Source organism: Faecalibacterium sp. OM04-11BH (assembly GCF_003482185.1).
GTDB lineage: Bacteria > Bacillota > Clostridia > Oscillospirales > Ruminococcaceae > Faecalibacterium > Faecalibacterium tardum.
The window spans coordinates 1-17,342 of the sequence record NZ_QULS01000023.1 but is presented as its reverse complement, the minus strand read 5'-3'; the positions used below and the strand labels follow the sequence as shown (position 1 = coordinate 17,342).

Annotated in this window: 18 protein-coding genes and 4 pseudogenes; all 22 read left to right on the top strand. The window is 51.3% G+C overall.

Annotated features, from left to right (window positions below):
• Nucleotides 1-64: 64 nt before the first annotated feature.
• Nucleotides 65-883: pseudogene (locus DXB44_RS13535) on the top strand (TraG/TraD/VirD4 family protein); the annotation flags it as partial.
• Nucleotides 884-1,024: 141 nt separating this feature from the next.
• A pseudogene (locus DXB44_RS13530) lies at nt 1,025-1,153 on the top strand (Maff2 family protein); the annotation flags it as partial.
• A gap of 257 nt (nt 1,154-1,410) precedes the next feature.
• Entirely contained in the window at nt 1,411-1,923 is a 513-nt protein-coding gene (locus tag DXB44_RS13525; RefSeq protein ID WP_003533443.1) for an RNA polymerase sigma factor, read from the top strand.
• On the top strand, nt 1,916-2,620 hold the full coding sequence (locus tag DXB44_RS13520) for a zf-HC2 domain-containing protein (protein ID WP_117930464.1): 705 nt from the start codon (nt 1,916-1,918) through the stop codon (nt 2,618-2,620). The genes DXB44_RS13525 and DXB44_RS13520 overlap by 8 nt, the downstream gene beginning before the upstream one ends.
• 116 nt (nt 2,621-2,736) lie before the next feature.
• Nucleotides 2,737-3,237 (top strand): sigma factor-like helix-turn-helix DNA-binding protein, encoded by a 501-nt coding sequence (locus DXB44_RS13515; RefSeq protein WP_004853592.1) that lies wholly within the window; start codon nt 2,737-2,739, stop codon nt 3,235-3,237.
• On the top strand, nt 3,215-3,412 hold the full coding sequence (locus tag DXB44_RS13510; RefSeq protein ID WP_005921293.1) for a helix-turn-helix domain-containing protein: 198 nt from the start codon (nt 3,215-3,217) through the stop codon (nt 3,410-3,412). Before DXB44_RS13515 ends, DXB44_RS13510 begins: the two co-directional genes overlap by 23 nt.
• Nucleotides 3,413-3,454: 42 nt before the next feature.
• On the top strand, nt 3,455-3,880 hold the full coding sequence (locus tag DXB44_RS13505; protein WP_005921288.1) for a hypothetical protein: 426 nt from the start codon (nt 3,455-3,457) through the stop codon (nt 3,878-3,880).
• Between the two features lie 440 nt (nt 3,881-4,320).
• Nucleotides 4,321-4,719: a plasmid mobilization relaxosome protein MobC gene (mobC, locus tag DXB44_RS13495; protein WP_040647222.1), complete on the top strand. Its 399-nt coding sequence runs from the start codon at nt 4,321-4,323 to the stop codon at nt 4,717-4,719.
• Nucleotides 4,691-6,310 (top strand): relaxase/mobilization nuclease domain-containing protein, encoded by a 1,620-nt coding sequence (locus tag DXB44_RS13490; RefSeq protein WP_182400593.1) that lies wholly within the window; start codon nt 4,691-4,693, stop codon nt 6,308-6,310. Before mobC ends, DXB44_RS13490 begins: the two co-directional genes overlap by 29 nt.
• 174 nt (nt 6,311-6,484) lie before the next feature.
• Nucleotides 6,485-6,679 carry a hypothetical protein gene (locus DXB44_RS14880; protein ID WP_006573562.1) on the top strand — a complete coding sequence of 65 codons (195 nt, stop codon included), beginning with the start codon at nt 6,485-6,487 and terminating at the stop codon, nt 6,677-6,679.
• Entirely contained in the window at nt 6,669-7,409 is a 741-nt protein-coding gene (locus tag DXB44_RS13480; RefSeq protein ID WP_117733642.1) for a phage replisome organizer N-terminal domain-containing protein, read from the top strand. The genes DXB44_RS14880 and DXB44_RS13480 overlap by 11 nt, the downstream gene beginning before the upstream one ends.
• On the top strand, nt 7,406-8,245 hold the full coding sequence (locus tag DXB44_RS13475; protein WP_117930462.1) for an ATP-binding protein: 840 nt from the start codon (nt 7,406-7,408) through the stop codon (nt 8,243-8,245). The genes DXB44_RS13480 and DXB44_RS13475 overlap by 4 nt, the downstream gene beginning before the upstream one ends.
• 12 nt (nt 8,246-8,257) lie before the next feature.
• Nucleotides 8,258-8,449, top strand: a complete 192-nt coding sequence (locus tag DXB44_RS13470; protein ID WP_005946147.1) for a transposon-encoded TnpW family protein — start codon at nt 8,258-8,260, stop codon at nt 8,447-8,449.
• A gap of 134 nt (nt 8,450-8,583) precedes the next feature.
• Complete coding sequence (locus tag DXB44_RS13465; RefSeq protein WP_006573559.1) at nt 8,584-10,191, top strand: recombinase family protein; 1,608 nt, start codon at nt 8,584-8,586, stop codon at nt 10,189-10,191.
• An 87-nt stretch (nt 10,192-10,278) separates the two neighbouring features.
• Nucleotides 10,279-10,374, top strand: a pseudogene (locus DXB44_RS15045) (Maff2 family protein); the annotation flags it as partial.
• A gap of 212 nt (nt 10,375-10,586) precedes the next feature.
• Nucleotides 10,587-11,453: a VirB6/TrbL-like conjugal transfer protein, CD1112 family gene (locus tag DXB44_RS13450; RefSeq protein WP_118659033.1), complete on the top strand. Its 867-nt coding sequence runs from the start codon at nt 10,587-10,589 to the stop codon at nt 11,451-11,453.
• A 13-nt stretch (nt 11,454-11,466) separates the two neighbouring features.
• On the top strand, nt 11,467-11,832 hold the full coding sequence (locus tag DXB44_RS13445; protein WP_118659032.1) for a PrgI family protein: 366 nt from the start codon (nt 11,467-11,469) through the stop codon (nt 11,830-11,832).
• A complete protein-coding gene (locus DXB44_RS13440) occupies nt 11,804-14,197 on the top strand; it encodes a VirB4-like conjugal transfer ATPase, CD1110 family (RefSeq protein ID WP_118659031.1) in 2,394 nt (797 codons plus the stop codon). The genes DXB44_RS13445 and DXB44_RS13440 overlap by 29 nt, the downstream gene beginning before the upstream one ends.
• Nucleotides 14,194-15,927 carry a C40 family peptidase gene (locus DXB44_RS13435; protein WP_118659030.1) on the top strand — a complete coding sequence of 578 codons (1,734 nt, stop codon included), beginning with the start codon at nt 14,194-14,196 and terminating at the stop codon, nt 15,925-15,927. The genes DXB44_RS13440 and DXB44_RS13435 overlap by 4 nt, the downstream gene beginning before the upstream one ends.
• Before the next feature lie 12 nt (nt 15,928-15,939).
• Nucleotides 15,940-16,212 (top strand): DUF4315 family protein, encoded by a 273-nt coding sequence (locus DXB44_RS13430; protein WP_118659029.1) that lies wholly within the window; start codon nt 15,940-15,942, stop codon nt 16,210-16,212.
• Nucleotides 16,196-16,930, top strand: coding sequence for a DUF4366 domain-containing protein (locus DXB44_RS13425; protein ID WP_118659028.1), 735 nt, complete (start codon nt 16,196-16,198; stop codon nt 16,928-16,930). The genes DXB44_RS13430 and DXB44_RS13425 overlap by 17 nt, the downstream gene beginning before the upstream one ends.
• A 47-nt stretch (nt 16,931-16,977) precedes the next feature.
• Nucleotides 16,978-17,310: pseudogene (locus tag DXB44_RS13420) on the top strand (toprim domain-containing protein); the annotation flags it as partial.
• Between the last annotated feature and the right edge of the window lie 32 nt (nt 17,311-17,342).

Here is a 17,342-nt window from a genome sequence, read left to right as displayed (position 1 = left end):
GTGCTTCTGGCACCTTTTTTGTAGATTTTTGTGAATTTGATTAAAAAGTCCTTGACAATTTGTCTCTGGCAAGACCGCAAAATCCATCCTCATTTCCTGCGGTGCTAGACTTGCGCCATTTGACATCCAAGAATTACGCGATTTAACGATGTACGATGAGTTGCAACTGGACACGCTGGGCGATAAGAAAACGGCTCTGTTCCTCATCATGTCGGACACGGATAGCACATTCAATTTTCTCATCAGTATGGTCTACACCCAGCTTTTTAACCTCTTGTGCGACAAAGCGGATGATGTGTACGGCGGCAAGCTGCCCATTCATGTGCGCTGTCTGATCGACGAGTGCGCCAACATCGGGCAGATTCCCAATCTGGAAAAGCTGGTGGCCACCATCCGCAGCCGTGAAATCTCCGCCTGTCTTGTTTTGCAGGCGAGAAGCCAGTTGAAAGCCATCTACAAGGACAATGCGGACACCATCGTGGGCAACATGGATTCTCAAATTTTTCTGGGCGGCTCCGAACCTACCACCCTGAAAGACCTGTCCGAAATGCTGGGCAAAGAAACGATTGATGCCTTCAACACCTCGGACACCCGTGGCAATAGCCCCAGTTACGGCACTACGTTCCAAAAGATGGGGCATGAGTTATTGAGCCGGGACGAGCTGGCGGTGCTGGACGGCGGCAAGTGTATTTTGCAGCTGCGAGGTGTGCGCCCCTTTCTTTCGGACAAGTACGACCTGACCCAGCACCCCAACTACAAGCTGACCTCGGACTACGACCCCAAAAACACCTTTGATATTGAAAAATATCTGAACCGAAAAGAAAAAATCAATTCCAATGATGAATTTGTTGTGATTGACGCTGATTCGCTCCCGCCTGCCTGACCCGGTAGGCGGTTTTATTTTATCCTGACCAGAGAGGTACACCAGCAAATCCACTTCTGCCGCAGTTCGTGGCTCAAAAATGTACGATTTCAGGTGTGTACGGACGGTCTACAATTTTTTCAAAATAAAGGAGAAACGATTATGGAATTCTTTAACTCTGCTATCGAAGTTCTTCAGACTCTGGTTGTCGCTCTGGGTGCCGGTCTCGGCGTTTGGGGTGCCATCAACCTGCTGGAAGGTTACGGTAACGACAACCCCGGCTCCAATGCTCATGTACGGTAGAGAAGCACAAAGCAAAACAAGGATAGCCAGCCCTGCCACTATTCCGAAGTCAGGGGAACGCAATAGAAAAATTCATAGCTGTATGCTATACTTAATTAGCATTTGAACATATCAAGCTGACACAGCAATCTCTTTACTTGCCGTTAATGCGCGTCTACCAATAGTCCGCACAAAGCAAGAGTAGCGTAAAGGTATAAAAATTTCAAACTTCTTTGTAACGAAATTCCGATTTCTCCGTCTAACCTATGAAGCTGAAGGAGGTGATGACAAGTATGGACTATGAAAAGCTCTATAAAGCCTACTATTTACAGGTATACTCGTATACTATTTCTCTTGCCAAAAATCGTGAGATAGCAGAGGAAATCACGCAGAACACATTCTATAAGGCTGTTTCTACAACATCACAATTCAAAGGTAAGTCAGATGAATTGACATGGCTCTGCTCCATAGCAAAAAACCTTTACCATGATGAAATGCGAAGCCGTCAGCGAGTAGCTGATGTGAGTGAAATCAATGACTTGCCATCAAATGAAAATGTTGAGAACTCAGTTGCAGATTCTGACATGGCGTTCCGCATACACCTCGTTCTTCACCGTTTGGAAGAACCATACAAAGAAGTCTTTCAGCTTCGCGTATTCGGGGAACTATCTTTTTCACAAATCGCTGCAATTTTTGGAAAAACAGAATCATGGGCGAGAGTTACTTATCATCGTGCAAAGCTAAAAATTCAAGAAAGGATGGATGAAAAGCATGAGTAAACAATGCGATATTGTTCGAGATATTCTTCCGCTGTATGTTGACAGTGCTTGCAGCGAAGCAAGCGCAGAGATGGTAAAAGAGCATTTGAACGCCTGTGCTGACTGTAACGCAATTTATCAGAAATTGCTTTCTCACACGAGCGAAGATGTTCTTCACGAAGAAAGCGAAAGCGTTATTATGCGCCATGAGGCAAAAGAAAAGCAGAGAGGCAGAAAAAAGATAACGATTGCTGTTCTCGTTTCCATCGCTCTTTGTATCATTGCAATTTTTACAGCTCTCTTTCTGTTACCTATAAACATTGCTTATGAGCCTGTCAAAATCGACTTCCCATTTGAGGTTGAAGATGTCGAAAACGTTGAAATGTACCACTATGACGGAGTGCCTGCATCAGCAGAAAAGAAAGTAGTTGTTGCTGAAAATGATATAAAGACCCTGTATGATAAGTTCAAGGGCTTATCCCTAAAAGACAAAACGACTGAGGAAACTGCCAGAGCAGATGTGACCAGCTTTAGATTTAACCTCTCAGATGGAACAAGCTACGATTTGATTTACGCCTGCTATGGGGTTAAAAACGGCGAATTGAAGTCAGCAGCAGGCGGTTTTAAGTATTTCACAAGTGCGGATATCGGCTCTTATTGGAACAATTTGAATACGGAACTTGAGGCAATTCCTATCAATGAGAGTGAATTGCCGTGAGCAGATAGCAAACCCAGCCGAGCCTGTCAACGGTCAAGATGAACGGCGCAAATGCGCCGCCGTTGACAGCCCCGCCCGTCTTTGCTGTTCGGTAATCAAGAGGGCGACAGCACAAGATGCTGCCGCCCTCTGCCATTATTCAGAAAGGGGGATTTTCCATGACCGAACACGAAAAGTATCAAGAACATATCCGGCATACACACGATGCCTTTTGCAAGACTGTTATTCGCCACGCTGCCATAGACGCAGCCCGGAGCATACGGAGCCGCCGCAAGCGGGAAATCTCGCTTGAATATCTGATAGAAGAAAAACACTATCCATTCAGTACCACAGATAAATACTTTGCGGAGCAATCCGGCATGACCAGCTATCCGCTTTTCGTCTGTGGTCAGATGGTGCTTTTGGAAAGTCCAGAGCTTGCCGCAGCCCTGTCCGCACTATCACAGATGGAACAGGAAATCATTTTCTTGTACTACTTCCAACGATTGACGCATAGGGAGATTGGACGGAGATATGGACGGGCTGGCAACACAACCGGGCGGCGTATTCAGATGATTTTACGGCGGCTACGGGCAGAGTTGGAGGGTTTGTCCTATGAGCCAGCTACTTCCCTATGAGACAATCGTTAAGGCAAGCGAGGGCGACCCGGAAGCTGTTGCCGCCGTCCTATCCCATTATGCGGGATATGTCCGCTCTTGTGCGAAAATGGACGGACAGATTAACACGGATATGCAGGAGCATATCGTCAGGCAACTGATAGAAAGCCTGTTGAAGTTCCGCTTTGACCGCTAAACAGAAAAGTTGTATAATTAGAGCCTGACAAATTAAACTTCAATGAGGGTAGAGCAAATGGAACAGATTATCAATTATAGAGACATACCCACAGATAAAAGGATTGACATATTAAATGCTCTTGAGCGAATAGGTTTTTTTCCGGCATACGGCGGCGTGAGAACAATGCAGCAAATTATGGAAAAGTCAGTTCCAGGTTCAGGCCCACAATTCTATTTCGTTTTCCGTGAAAATGAGTTGATAGGGTACAATTTTCTCATTGGGGACACTAAGAAATATAAAGCGTTCCCATGGCTTGCTATTAGCAATATGGATGAGCAGAAGTTGACTGTTTGTGAAGAACTGATGAAAATACAAATTGCCTTTTTTGAAGAACTCGGAATGCAAAAGATAGCAGATCATTGCGTTAGGATTATGGAAGATTACAGAAAAGGAATTGGAAAGCGGAAAGAAAGCGATTGCAGATAAATTCCATTTGAAAAACGGCTGACAATTTAATACCGCCGCCCATCACAGCGGCAGATAAGCAGTAAATCTTGAAAAGGTTTACTGCTTTTTTTGCGCCCATTTTCAAAAATCTTTGGCAAACCACACCGCCGGATTGTTGTAGGGAGCAGACAGGAAAAACAAAAAAATTTCCGCTGCGTTTGCCAAAACGACCCCTTTTCACCGTTGTAGTGGTGAACAGCGGGCAGAACACGCCGCCGCAATCGCTATATTGGTGGAGCAAGCCAGTATATCCGCAAACCAGAGCCGCCGAGGAAAGCGGTAGTTTTTTAGAGCAAGATTCTACCACGGTGCCAAAATCCGCATATCTGCGGTTTTGCCCCCTTTGGTAAATCTTGTTGGGGAGTGCCTTCCCCAAACCCTGCTCATGCGCCCTGTCGGGCGAGAAAGGAGGTCAACGCTTGAAGAAAAAATACAACACGCCCCACCGCTGCCATGTGGTCAAAACCCGCATGACCGAGGAAGAATACGCCGACTTTACCGAGCGGCTGAAACACTATGACATGAGCCAAGCCGAATTTATCCGGCAAGCCATTACACGGGCGACCATTCGCCCCATCGTTACCGTTTCCCCGGTCAATGATGAACTGTTGTCCGCCGTTGGCAGGCTGACCGCCGAATATGGAAAAATCGGTGGCAACCTCAATCAGATTGCCCGCGCCCTCAACGAGTACGGCACACCATACAACGCCCTGTCCGTTGAAGTCCGCGCCGCCATTTCTGACCTTGCTGCCTTGAAGTTTGAAGTCCTGCGAAAGGTAGGTGACGCTGTTGGCAACATTCAAACATATCAGCTCTAAAAATGCGGACTATGGCGCAGCCGAGCAGTACCTCACCTTTGAACATGACGAGTTTACCATGAAGCCCACCCTTGATGAAAACGGGCGGCTCATGCTCAGGGAGGACTATCGAATAGCCACGCTGAACTGCGGCGACGAGGATTTTGCCGTTGCCTGTATGCGCTCCAATCTCCGCTATGGGAAGAACCAGAAGCGAGAAGATGTAAAAAGCCACCACTACATTATCAGCTTTGACCCACGGGACGCGGTGGACAACGGTTTGACCGTAGACCGGGCGCAGGCGTTGGGCGAGGAATTTTGCCGGAAGCAGTTTCCTGGACACCAAGCCATTGTCTGCACCCACCCGGACGGACACAACCACAGCGGCAATATCCATGTGCATATCGTTATCAATTCTCTGCGGATAGCCGAAGTTCCATTCTTGCCCTATATGGACAGACCGGCAGACACCCGCGCCGGGTGCAAACACCGCTGCACAGACGCGGCGATGGAATACTTCAAAGCCGAAGTCATGGAGCTGTGCCACCGGGAAAATCTCTATCAAATCGACCTTTTGCATGGCAGCAAAAGCCGCATTACCGAGCGTGAGTATTGGGCGCAGCGGAAAGGGCAGGTAAAGCTGGACAAGGAAGCTGCCGCCTTGCCAGCCGAGGAGCAGCCAGCCAAGCCCACGAAGTTTGAAACAGACAAGGAAAAATTGCGGCAGGCCATACGCACCGCGCTGTCCTCTGCCGCAAGCTATGGCGAGTTCGCCGCCGTTCTCTTGCAACAGGGCGTGACTGTCAAGGAGAGCCGATGGCGGCTATCCTACCTCACGCCGGACAGGACAAAGCCCATTACCGCCCGCAAGCTGGGAGATGATTTTGACCGCGCTGCCGTTCTTGCCCTTTTGGAACAGAACGCCCACAGAGCCGCCGAGCAGACCGCAACCGTACCCGAATACCCCCGCAACATAAGGGAGCGTTTGCAGGGCAAAAAAGCTGTCCAAACCACCCCGGAAAAGGACGGTATTCAGCGCATGGTTGACCGGGCAGCGAAGCGAGCGGAGGGAAAGGGCGCGGGCTATGACCGCTGGGCGGCAGTCCACAATCTGAAACAAATGGCGGCTACCGTTGCCGCCTACGGGCAGTACGGCTATTCGCCGGAGGAGCTGGACGCAGCCCTTGTATCCGCCAATGCGGATTTACAGGACAGCACCGCCAAGCTGAAAGCCCTGGACGCTGCTATCCGGGAGAAAAAGGAACTTCAGACACAGGTGCTTGCCTATGCCAAGACCAAGCCTGCCCGTGACGGTCTGAAAGCGCAGAAAACGGAAAAAGCCCGCAGCGCCTACCGGGAACGGCACGAAAGCGATTTTATCATAGCGGACGCAGCCACCCGTTATTTTCGGGCGCATGGCGTTTCCAAGCTGCCAAGCCATAAAGCCCTGCAAGCGGAAATCGAGCAGCTTACCGCCGAAAAGAACGCCCATTACAACGAATACCGGGAGAAAAAAGCCCGTGTCAAGGAGCTGCATACCGTGAAAAGCAATCTTTCTCAAATCCTGCAAGGCGAGAAAGACAGAGAGAAAAAGCACGAACATGAGCGTTAAAAACCGCCCCGAAACGATACCAAAACGGGGATATGCCCTGCACCCTATCCGCAATACTGCCCACCTTTGAAACGGGGCGCACAGCGCAGGAAATCCCCGAAAATGACACCGAGAAACTACATTTTTACCGACCTATCCGCTTATACCAGCGGAAACGGCAGAAAGGAGCGAGAAATGCCACGCATGAGCAAAAAGCGGCGGTTGGAATGGAGCTTTTTCCTCAACCACCGAAACCGTATTACCTACAATGACCTTTGCCGGGGCTGCACACACGGCTGCAAGCAGAGCTTCCGGGCGATTATCGTCCTCTGCCCCCGGTATTTCTCTAAGAGATGGAAACACAGGGAGGACACCGCCAATGGCAGATAACCGCAAATATTACTACCTCAAACTGAAAGAAAACTTCTTCGACAGCGATTCCATTGTGCTGTTGGAGGACATGAAAGACGGGATTTTGTATTCCAATATCCTCTTGAAGCTGTACTTAAAATCGCTGAAAAATGGCGGCAGATTGCAGCTTGACGAGCATATCCCCTATACCGCCCAGATGATAGCCACGCTGACCCGTCACCAAATCGGGACGGTGGAACGGGCATTAGCCATCTTCCAGCAGTTAGGGCTTGTGGAGCAGCTTGACTGCGGGCTGCTTTATATGACCGACATCGAGCTGATGATCGGTCAATCCTCTACCGAAGCGGAACGGAAACGCGCCGCAAGGCTTGAAAATAAGGCACTTTTGCCGCCGCGGACAAATGGCGGACATTTGTCCGACATTCGTCCACCAGAGATAGAGATAAAGAAAGAGATAGATATAGAGTTAGAAAAAGAGGGAGAGTTAAAGGGACAAGCCATCGCCCGCAGCTATGGCAGATATGAGAATGTATTTCTGACTGATACGGAGCTTTCCGAACTGCAAGCGGAGCTGCCCGAAAAATGGGCGTACTACATTGAGCGGCTTTCCGGCTATATCGCGTCCACGGGCAAGAAATATAAAAACCACGCCGCCACTATCCGCAGATGGGCGGCAGACGATACCGCAAAGGCTGCCCCGAAACAGGGCATACCCGAATACACCTGCAAGGAGGGCGAGAGCTTATGAGTAATCTGTTTACAGAACGAGTTTTGAATATGGCGGCTGTTACCCCACAGCCGGAGGACTACACGGGCGAGGACGGACTGCTTTACTGCGGCAAGTGTTACACTCCGAAAGAAGCCTACTTCCCGGAAAAGCAAGCCGCCCTGTTTGGGCGTGACCGCCACCCGGCAGAATGTGACTGCCAGAAAGCCCAGCGTTTGGAGCGTGAAGCCGCCGAACAGCGCAGAAAGCACCTTGACACCGTGGAGGACTTGAAGCGCCGGGGATTTACCAATCCTACCATGCAGGAATGGACTTTCGCCAACGACAACGGGAAATGCCCGCAAATAGAGATTGCACACTTCTATGTGGAGCATTGGGAAACCATGCGCGAGGAAAATATCGGCTATCTGCTATGGGGCAAGGTCGGCACAGGAAAAAGCTATTTTGCCGGGTGTATCGCTAATGCCCTCATGGAGCAGGAAGTCGCTGTCCGCATGACGAACTTCTCTGCGATTTTGAATGACCTGACCGCCAGCTTTGAGGGGCGCAACGAGTATATCGGGCGTCTTTGCCGTTTTCCTCTGCTTATCATTGATGATTTTGGAATGGAGCGCGGCACAGAGTACGGTTTAGAACAGGTCTACAATGTGATTGACAGCCGCTACCGCAGCCGCAAGCCCTTAATCGTTACCACCAATCTGACATTGGACAGCCTGCAAAATCCGCTGGACACCGCCCATGCCCGGATTTATGACCGCCTTTTGGAAATGTGCGCCCCTATCCTCTTTACGGGAGAGAACTTCCGCCGTGAAACGGCGCAAGCCAAGCTGAACAGACTAAAAGAATTGATGAAATGAAAGGAGTTGCCTATGGCAGAGAACAAGCAGAACACCACCCCGGAACGCCGCCCGGACTGCGTGACAGAGATCCGCATGGGCAACACCGTCCTTGTCGTTTCCGGATTTTTCAAAAAAGATACCACCGACACCGCAGCCGATAAGATGATGAAAGTGCTGGAGGCGGAAGCCGCCGCAGGACACAAAGCCCAGCTTTCGCCCTAACGCTACAAGCCGCACAGAAAAATCGTCATTTTACCGGGCGGTAAAGAAGCAGAAGCCGCTATACAGACAGCCGCCCCATGTGGTATAATCGAAATACGGAATAGTGGGGCTGGCTGTCGGAAACGGAGGATTTTATGTTAAGACAGACCACCCAGAAAATCACTGCCCTTTATCCAAGACTATCCCATGAGGACGAGCTGCAAGGCGAAAGTAATTCCATTTCCAACCAGAAGCGTATCCTTGAAACCTACGCAAAGCAGAACGGCTTTTCCAATCTGCGCTGGTACACGGACGATGGCTATTCTGGTGCGAACTTCCAAAGACCGGGCTTTCAATCCATGCTTGCGGACATTGAAGCCGGGAAAGTGGCTACCGTTATCGTAAAGGATATGTCACGGTTAGGGCGAAACTACCTGCAGGTGGGAATGTATACCGAGATGATTTTCCCACAAAAAGGCGTCCGCTTTATCGCAATTAACGATGGAGTGGACAGCGCACAGGGCGATAATGATTTTGCCCCTCTGCGGAACATTTTCAACGAATGGCTGGTGAGAGATACGAGTAAGAAAATCAAAGCTGTAAAACGGTCAAAAGGCATGAGCGGCAAGCCTGTTACGAGCAAACCCGTGTACGGCTACCTCATGGACGAGGACGAAAACTTCATCATTGACGAGGAAGCCGCACCCGTGGTCAAGCAGATATACCGTCTGTGCCTTGCCGGGAACGGTCCGACCAAGATAGCCCGTATGCTGACCGAGCAGGAAATCCCAACGCCGGGAACGCTGGAATACCGCAGGACGGGCAGCACACGCCGCTATCACCCCGGCTATGAGTGCAAATGGGCGACAAATACCGTGGTGCATATCCTTGAAAACCGGGAGTACATGGGCTGTTTGGTGAACTTCAAGACGGAGAAACCGTCCTACAAGACCAAGCACAGCATAGAAAATCCCATTGAGAAACAGGCAGTTTTCGAGAACCACCATGAGCCTATCATCGACACCCAGACATGGGAGCGTGTGCAGGAATTACGCAAACAGCGCAAGCGTCCGAACCGCTATGATGAAGTGGGCTTGTTCTCTGGTATGCTCTTTTGCGCGGACTGCGGCAGCGTCATGTATCAGCAGCGTTACCAGACCGATAAGCGGAAACAGGACTGCTATATCTGCGGGAACTACAAGAAGCGCACCCATGACTGCACCGCACATTTTATCCGCACCGACCTTTTGACTGCGGGCGTTCTCTCCAATCTACGGAAAGTGACGAGCTATGCGGCAAAGCATGAAGCCCGTTTTATGAAGCTGCTGATCGAGCAGAACGAGGACGGCGGCAAACGCCGGAACGCCGCCAAGAAAAAGGAACTGGAAGCTGCCGAAAAGCGTATCGGTGAACTTTCCGCTATTTTCAAGCGGCTGTATGAGGACAGCGTAAGCGGTCGCATTTCTGACGAGCGTTTCACGGAGCTTTCGGCAGACTATGAAGCCGAACAGCAGGAATTGAAAGAGCGTGTTGCCAGAATACAGGCGGAGCTTTCCAAAGCACAGGAAGCTACCGTAAACGCAGAAAAGTTTATGAACATTGTCCGCAAGCACATGAACTTTGAAGAACTGACCCACACCCTCTTACGTGAGTTTGTAGAGAAAATCGTTGTGCATGAGTGCAGCTACGATGAAAACGGCACACGCAGACAGGATATTGAGATTTACTATTCTTTCGTCGGCAAGGTGGACTTGCCCGAATGACCGCCTGCCCTATCCGATACCAAAGACAAGTATCGGATAGGAAAGGCAAAATTTTTTACACTTCTATTACTTCTTTATCACACATAAGCAAAGTCTCAGGGCATGAAGCAGCTCATGGCTGGCGGCGGCGTTGCTCTGGTGGGCATCACCCTGATTCCTCTGCTGTCTGGTCTGTTCGGCTAAGAGCCGCAGGCGGGTTTTCCCGCCTGTACATACGCAATCGCTCTATCTTTGCTGTGGATAACAGTCCTTTATCATAAGGAGCGCATTGCGGTACGAATCTCCACCCATCAATGAAAGGCGGTGTCTTATGCAGTTTTTGACCCACATTATTTTTCTTCTGAATCTCCTCAAGACCCTTATCAACCACTTCAGCTAAGGACGGTGACTGCTGAATGGAAACCGTTCTCAAGGCCATTGCCGACTGGATCAAAGGCATCCTGACGGCAGGCATTATGTCAAATCTCAGCGGGCTATTCGACGATGTGAATACGCAAGTAGGCAACATCGCACAGCAGGTGGGCACCAAGCCATCGGCCTTCGAGCCGCGCGTTTTCGCAATGATCGAAGCCCTTTCCCGGAATGTGGTGCTGCCCATCGCAGGCATCATCCTGACCTTTATCGCCTGCTATGAACTAATCGAGATGATTACCCAGCACAACAACATGGCACAATTTGAGCCTGCACTCATCATGCGCTGGATCTTCAAAACAGCGGTGTCCGTCTGGTTCATCTCCAATACCTTCGATATTGTGATGGCGGTGTTCGACATCACCCAGAAGGTAGTGTCCGATTCCAGCGGCATCATCGCCGGAAATACCCGTGTCAACGACATTGGCTTGTCGATGTTGGAAGCCAGCCTGATGCAGATGGATGTAGGCCCCCTGTTCGGGCTGTTTTTGCAGTCCTTCTTCATCGGCATCACCATGCGGATATTGAGCATCATTATTTTTGTCATCGTGTACGGAAGAATGATTGAGATATATTGCATGGTGAGCCTTGCACCCATCCCGATGGCGACCTTCGGCAACCATGAGCAATCGCACATGGGACAGAACTACCTGAAATGCCTGTTTGCACTGGGTTTTCAGGGCTTCTTGATTTTGATTTGTGTTGCTATTTACGCTGTACTGATTCAGAGCGTGGCGATTTCCGGGGATGCCATTAACTCCATTTGGAGCATTGTGGGCTACACCGTCCTGCTCTGTTTCAGCCTGTTCAAGACCAGCTCCGTAACCAAATCCGTTCTCGGAGCGCACTAAAGGAGGTTCTTTATTGGCTGCGTATATCTCTGTGCCCCGTGACCTGACGAAAGTAAAATCGAAGGTCGCATTCAACCTGACGAAACGGCAACTGCTTTGTTTCGGCACAGCGGCTCTCATTGGAGTGCCGCTGTTTTTTGTTCTCCGGGACTCCGGCGGCAACACTGCCGCCACCCTCGGCATGATGGCGGTGATGCTGCCAGCGTTCTTCCTTGGAATGTACGAGAAAAACGGCCAGCCCATGGAAAAGCTGCTGTCGTACTATGTGCAGTCCCGGTTTGTCCGTCCGAAAATTCGTCCCTACAAGACCAACAACTACTATGCACTGCTTATGAAGGGAGGCGTGACCCATGATCCCGTTTTGGAAAAAGACCGGTAAGCACAGTAAGCCGCAGTCTGCGCAGAAGCGCAGGCAGAACGCAAAGCCTGCTGTGCCCCGGACCGCCCAGCAGTCTATCCCCATGCAGCGGATGTTTGAGGACGGCACCTGCCGGGTGAAGCCCAATTACTACACCCGCACCATCCAGTATCAGGACATCAATTACCAGCTGGCGCAGCAGGAGGACAAGACCGCCATTTTCGAGGAATGGTGTTCCTTCCTCAACTTTTTCGACAGCTCCATCAAATTTGAGCTGTCTTTCGTGAACATGGCAACCGACAGCACCGAGTTTGAGAAAAGCATCCGTATCCCGTACCAGCGAGATGGTTTCGATGATGTTCGTGCCGAGTATTCCCAGATGCTGCGCCAGCAGCTTGCCAAGGGCAATAATGGTCTGACCAAGACCAAATTCATCACCTTTGGCGTGGAGGGCGAAAGCATGGCGCAGGTCAAGCCCCGGCTCGACCACATCCAGAATGACCTGCTCAATAATTTTCATCGGTTAGGGGTGCAGGCAAAGCCCTTGAATGGTGCCCAGCGGCTGAAACTCATGCACGATATGTTCAACATGGACGGCGCATCCAAGTTTCATTTTGACTGGAAAGGCCTTGTGAAAAGCGGCCTTTCCGTGAAGGATGCCATTGCGCCTACCGCCTTTGCCTTCAAAAACTCCCGGACATTCCAGATGGGCGGCATCTACTGCGCTGCCAGTTTTTTGAGCATCACGGCATCCGACATCAGCGACCAGCTTTTGAAGGATTTTCTGGACATGGATTCCTCGCAAATCGTTACCATGCACATTCAGAGTGTCGATCAGAATCGTGCTATCAAGACGGTCAAGCGCACCATCACTGAACTGGATCGCAGCAAGATCGAGGAACAGAAGAAGGCAATCCGTGCCGGATATGATATTGACATCATTCCGTCGGATTTGGCAACCTACGGCAGAGATGCAAAAGCCCTGCTGAAGGAATTGCAGAGCCAGAACGAGCGGATGTTCCTTGTCACCTTTCTGGTGCTGAACACGGGGCGCACGGAGCAGGAGCTGGAAACCAATGTGTTTCAGGCATCCAGCATCGCCCAGAAGCACAACTGCAATCTGTGCCGGTTGGATTTCCAGCAGGAGCAGGGACTGATGAGCAGCCTGCCGCTGGCAGACTGTCAGATCGAGATCCAGCGAGGTCTGACCACCAGCAGCACGGCAATCTTCATTCCGTTCACCACACAGGAACTGTACCAGTCCGGCAAAGAAAGCCTGTATTATGGCTTGAATGCTTTGTCCAACAACCTGATTATGGTAGACCGGAAGAAACTGAAGAACCCCAATGGCCTGATTTTGGGTACTCCCGGCTCCGGCAAAAGTTTCTCGGCAAAGCGCGAGATCGCAAACGCTTTTTTGGTGACGGACGATGATATTATCATCAACGACCCCGAAGGCGAATACTCGCCGCTGGTGAATCGTTTGAAGGGTCAGGTCATCAAAATTTCGCCCAACAGTACCCAGTTCATCAATCCCATGGACATCAACGCCAACTACTCCGAGGAAGATAACCCGCTTTCCTTGAAAGCTGACTTTATTCTTTCTTTGTGTGAACTGGTGGTGGGCGGCAAGGAAGGGCTGCTGCCGGTGGAGAAAACCGTCATTGACCGCTGTGTGCATCTGATCTACCGCAAATATTTTGCGGACCCCTGCCCGGAGAATATGCCCATTCTTGAGGACTTGTACAATGCTCTGCTCCAGCAGGACGAGAAGGAAGCCCACCATGTTGCCACCGCACTGGAAATCTACGTCAAGGGCAGTCTGAACCTGTTCAACCACCGCACCAATGTGAACGTCAACAACAGAATCGTGTGCTACGACATCAAGGAACTGGGCAAACAGATGAAGAAACTCGGTATGCTCATCGTGCAGGATCAGGTGTGGGGGCGTGTCACGGCAAACCGCAGCAGCGGCAAGTCCACCCGGTATTATATGGATGAGATGCACCTTTTGCTGAAAGAGGAGCAGACCGCCGCTTATTCCGTGGAGATCTGGAAGCGTTTCCGCAAGTGGGGCGGTATCCCGACTGGATTAACGCAAAATGTGAAAGACCTTCTTTCTTCTCGTGAGGTCGAGAATATTTTCGAGAACAGTGACATGATCATCATGCTGAATCAGGCGGCGGGAGACCGGCAGATCCTCGCAAAGCAGCTCAACATCTCGCCCCATCAGCTTTCCTACGTCACCCACTCCGGCGAGGGCGAGGGGCTGCTGTTTTTCGGCAATGTCATCCTGCCCTTTGTGGACCATTTCCCCACCGATCTGGAACTCTACCGCATTATGACCACCAAGTTGGGTGAAGTCTCGGAGGGCGCACAGAAATGAGTGAGCCGAAACTGAACATCAAAGAAGAGTCGTCCGCAAAAAAGACCCGTTCTCCTCCGAAGAAAACCAAGGTGGAGCAGTCGGTGCCCAGAAAGAAGAAACTGAAAACCGATGCAGAAAAGACCGCCGAAAAAAAACAGCACCTGCGGTTCGGCAAGGCGGAACTGACCCCGGACGAACTGAGCCGGTTGAGTAAGGCGCAGAAGCGGGAGATGTACGCTGCCCATGCCGCCCGGTCTGCGGTGCATCACGAAGTTGACCAGTACGAGGATGAAAATGTCGGTGTGCAGGCGTTGAGCGAGGGCGAAAAAGCGGCAGGAAATGTCCGTGATATTTCCAAAAGCCGCTATGCCCGGAAGCTCAAGAAGAAAGCCAAGATGCAGGGCAAGAAAGGCACCAAAACCGCAAAATCTTCTGCACGAGAGCCGACTGCGCCACAAGATGCAGGCGCATCCAGCACCGGCGAGGGCGGCTCCAACTGGCTTTCCCGCTGGAAACAGCGGCAAGAAATCCACAAAAGCTACTATGCCGCTGCCCGTTCGGGCACGGCGGCGCAGACCGTAGGCGGCAAAGCGGCATCCAACGGTGCATCTACCGCCCGGTCCAGCATGGAACAGGCGGTAGAAAAGGGCAAAACTGCCGTCAGCACTGCCGTGAAAGGGCTGGCGAATGCCGCCAAGAGCAACGCACACGTTCTGGTGATCGTGGGCGTTTTTCTTTTGCTCATCCTCATGGTGATGTCCGGCTTTTCCTCCTGCGGCATCCTCTTTTCCGGCGGTACACAGGTATCCGGGCAGACCATGTACTCTGCCGAGGACAGGGACATCCGGGGCGCAGAACAGGACTACAAGAAGCTGGAAAAGGAACTGGACAAAAAGATCAAGCGCACTCCTACCGACCACCCCGGCTACAACGAGTACCAGTACCATCTCGACCCCATCGAGCATGACCCATGGCAGCTGACTTCGTTCCTGACCACCTTGTATGACGATTACACCCGGTCGGAGGTGCAGGGCAAGTTGAAGGAGACCTTCAAAAAGCAGTATAAGCTGACCACATGGGTAGAGGTGCAGACCCGGTATATGACTGTGTGGGTCATGACTCCCGCAGGAATCCCAGTCCCCACGCAGGTGCCCTACGAGTACCGCATCTTCCACACCAAGCTGGTGAACCGTGGCTTGGAAGTGGTTATTCGGGAAGAACTGAATAACGACCAATGGAAACGTTACGAGATTTTCCAAGATACCTTGGGCGGTAGACCTTATCTTTTTAATGGAGGCTTGCCGCCCGGTGGCTCCGATGGCTCTGGCGCGCCGGGCATTGATTATCAGGTTCCAGCGGAAGCCCTGACGGACGAGGAGTTTGCCGCCATCTACAAGGAAGCCCAAAAGTATGTGGGTACGCCCTATGTGTGGGGCGGCTCTACCCCGGAAACCGGGTTCGATTGCAGCGGCTATGTCTGTTGGGTCTACAACCAGAACGGCTACAATGTGGGGCGCACCACAGCCAACGGATTGTGGAACAAGAGCCAGCACATCAGCGAAGCCGAAGCAAAGCCCGGCGACCTTGTTTTCTTTGAAGGAACCTACGATACTCCGGGAAAAAGTCACGTCGGAATATACCTTGGAAACGGGATGATGGTGTCCGCCGGAGACCCCATAAAGTATGCCGATATTCATTCGTCCTACTGGCAGAAATATCTGTCCGGTTTTGGGCGGCTCTCAAAATGATTGGAGGAAGAAATGAGCGAAAAACTCGATAAGCTGCGCGCTTCTCTGGAAAAGGAAAGGGAGCGTCGCATTAAGATCAACACTCGCATTGAAAGCCTTGAGCGGCGGATTCAGGAAGCAGAAGCTGCCGAGGTCAACGAGATGGTGCGCACCGCCAAGGTCACGCCGGAACAGCTTGCCGCCCTGCTGCGCCAGTCTGCAACTTCCACCCCGACCCCAGCTGCGTTGTCCGCAGTCGGTGCTACGTTCAACAAGGAGGAATCTAATAATGAAGATGATGAATAAGTTCTGCGCCCTGATGCTGTCGGTGGCACTGTGCGCTGGCATGGCGGCTCCTGCTTTTGCCTATGGCGGTGAGCCTGTGGAGGAAGCGGAACAGCCTGTCTTGACTTCTACCACTGATGAGGAAGATGCGGTCACCGTGACTGATGAGGAATCTGGTGCACTGACCCCGGAGGGTAATCTGACGTTGGTGGATGATTACCATACCAGTTATTCGGATGGCAGCGGTCAGCAGTTTATCACGCTGGTGTCGAAGTCTGGCAACACATTCTATCTGGTCATTGACCGCAACGACAAGGGGGAAAACACCGTTCATTTCATGAATCTTGTGGACGAAGCCGACCTTCTTTCCCTGATGGAAGATGAAGATGCCGATGCCTACACCGCTGAAAAAGAAGCGGCGGCGCAGGCAGAACAGGAGCGCAAACAGGCCGAGGAGGATGCGAAAAAGGCTGCGGAAGAAGCGGCGGCATCCGGTTCTGAACAGACTGGTGGCAACAAAGTTACGAAGTATGCTACTACGTTCTTAGGCGTACTGGCACTGGTCGGTTTGGTTGCTGGCGGTGGCATTTACACCTTTATGAAGCAGAAGCAGAAAAAGCAGGCAGAAAAAGAAGCCCTTGACCCCGATGCAAACTACACTGAGGACAAGGGCGACTTTGAAATCCCTGTGGAGGATGAGCCGGAGGAGACCGGCGAGGAGGATAACGCAGAAGAATAATTCTATTGGCGGCGTTTGCCGCCTTACATATTGCAATCCGAAACAGATTGGAGGAATTCTTATCGCAAAAATTGATCGTGGCGGAGAAACCGTCCGTCGCCATGTCCTATGCCAAAGTCCTCGGTGCCACCAGCCGTCAGGACGGCTACCTTGAGGGCAACGGCTATCTGGTGAGCTGGTGTGTGGGTCATCTGGTGGAACTGGCTCCGCCTAATGTCTACGATGCCAAATACGTCAAGTGGAGCATTGCAGATTTGCCCATTCTGCCGCAAAAGTGGCAGTATCTGGTGTCTGCGTCCACCAAAAAACAGTTTGGCATCCTGCAAAAACTGATGCACCGCCCGGACGTAGACAGCATTGTGAACAGTTGCGATGCAGGATAGTGCGGTTGGGTGACTCAAGAGAAAGAAAA

Bases quoted from the DNA above. Each gene is read 5' to 3' on its own strand.
- DXB44_RS13525 (WP_003533443.1), top strand. From the start codon at position 1,411: ATGAAGCTGAAGGAGGTGATGACAAGTATGGACTATGAAAAGCTCTAT.
- DXB44_RS13520 (WP_117930464.1), top strand. From the start codon at position 1,916: ATGAGTAAACAATGCGATATTGTTCGAGATATTCTTCCGCTGTATGTT.
- DXB44_RS13515 (WP_004853592.1), top strand. From the start codon at position 2,737: ATGCTGCCGCCCTCTGCCATTATTCAGAAAGGGGGATTTTCCATGACC.
- DXB44_RS13510 (WP_005921293.1), top strand. From the start codon at position 3,215: ATGAGCCAGCTACTTCCCTATGAGACAATCGTTAAGGCAAGCGAGGGC.
- DXB44_RS13505 (WP_005921288.1), top strand. From the start codon at position 3,455: ATGAGGGTAGAGCAAATGGAACAGATTATCAATTATAGAGACATACCC.
- DXB44_RS14880 (WP_006573562.1), top strand. From the start codon at position 6,485: ATGCCACGCATGAGCAAAAAGCGGCGGTTGGAATGGAGCTTTTTCCTC.
- DXB44_RS13480 (WP_117733642.1), top strand. From the start codon at position 6,669: ATGGCAGATAACCGCAAATATTACTACCTCAAACTGAAAGAAAACTTC.
- DXB44_RS13475 (WP_117930462.1), top strand. From the start codon at position 7,406: ATGAGTAATCTGTTTACAGAACGAGTTTTGAATATGGCGGCTGTTACC.
- DXB44_RS13470 (WP_005946147.1), top strand. From the start codon at position 8,258: ATGGCAGAGAACAAGCAGAACACCACCCCGGAACGCCGCCCGGACTGC.
- DXB44_RS13465 (WP_006573559.1), top strand. From the start codon at position 8,584: ATGTTAAGACAGACCACCCAGAAAATCACTGCCCTTTATCCAAGACTA.
- DXB44_RS13450 (WP_118659033.1), top strand. From the start codon at position 10,587: ATGGAAACCGTTCTCAAGGCCATTGCCGACTGGATCAAAGGCATCCTG.
- DXB44_RS13440 (WP_118659031.1), top strand. From the start codon at position 11,804: ATGATCCCGTTTTGGAAAAAGACCGGTAAGCACAGTAAGCCGCAGTCT.
- DXB44_RS13435 (WP_118659030.1), top strand. From the start codon at position 14,194: ATGAGTGAGCCGAAACTGAACATCAAAGAAGAGTCGTCCGCAAAAAAG.
- DXB44_RS13430 (WP_118659029.1), top strand. From the start codon at position 15,940: ATGAGCGAAAAACTCGATAAGCTGCGCGCTTCTCTGGAAAAGGAAAGG.
- DXB44_RS13425 (WP_118659028.1), top strand. From the start codon at position 16,196: ATGAAGATGATGAATAAGTTCTGCGCCCTGATGCTGTCGGTGGCACTG.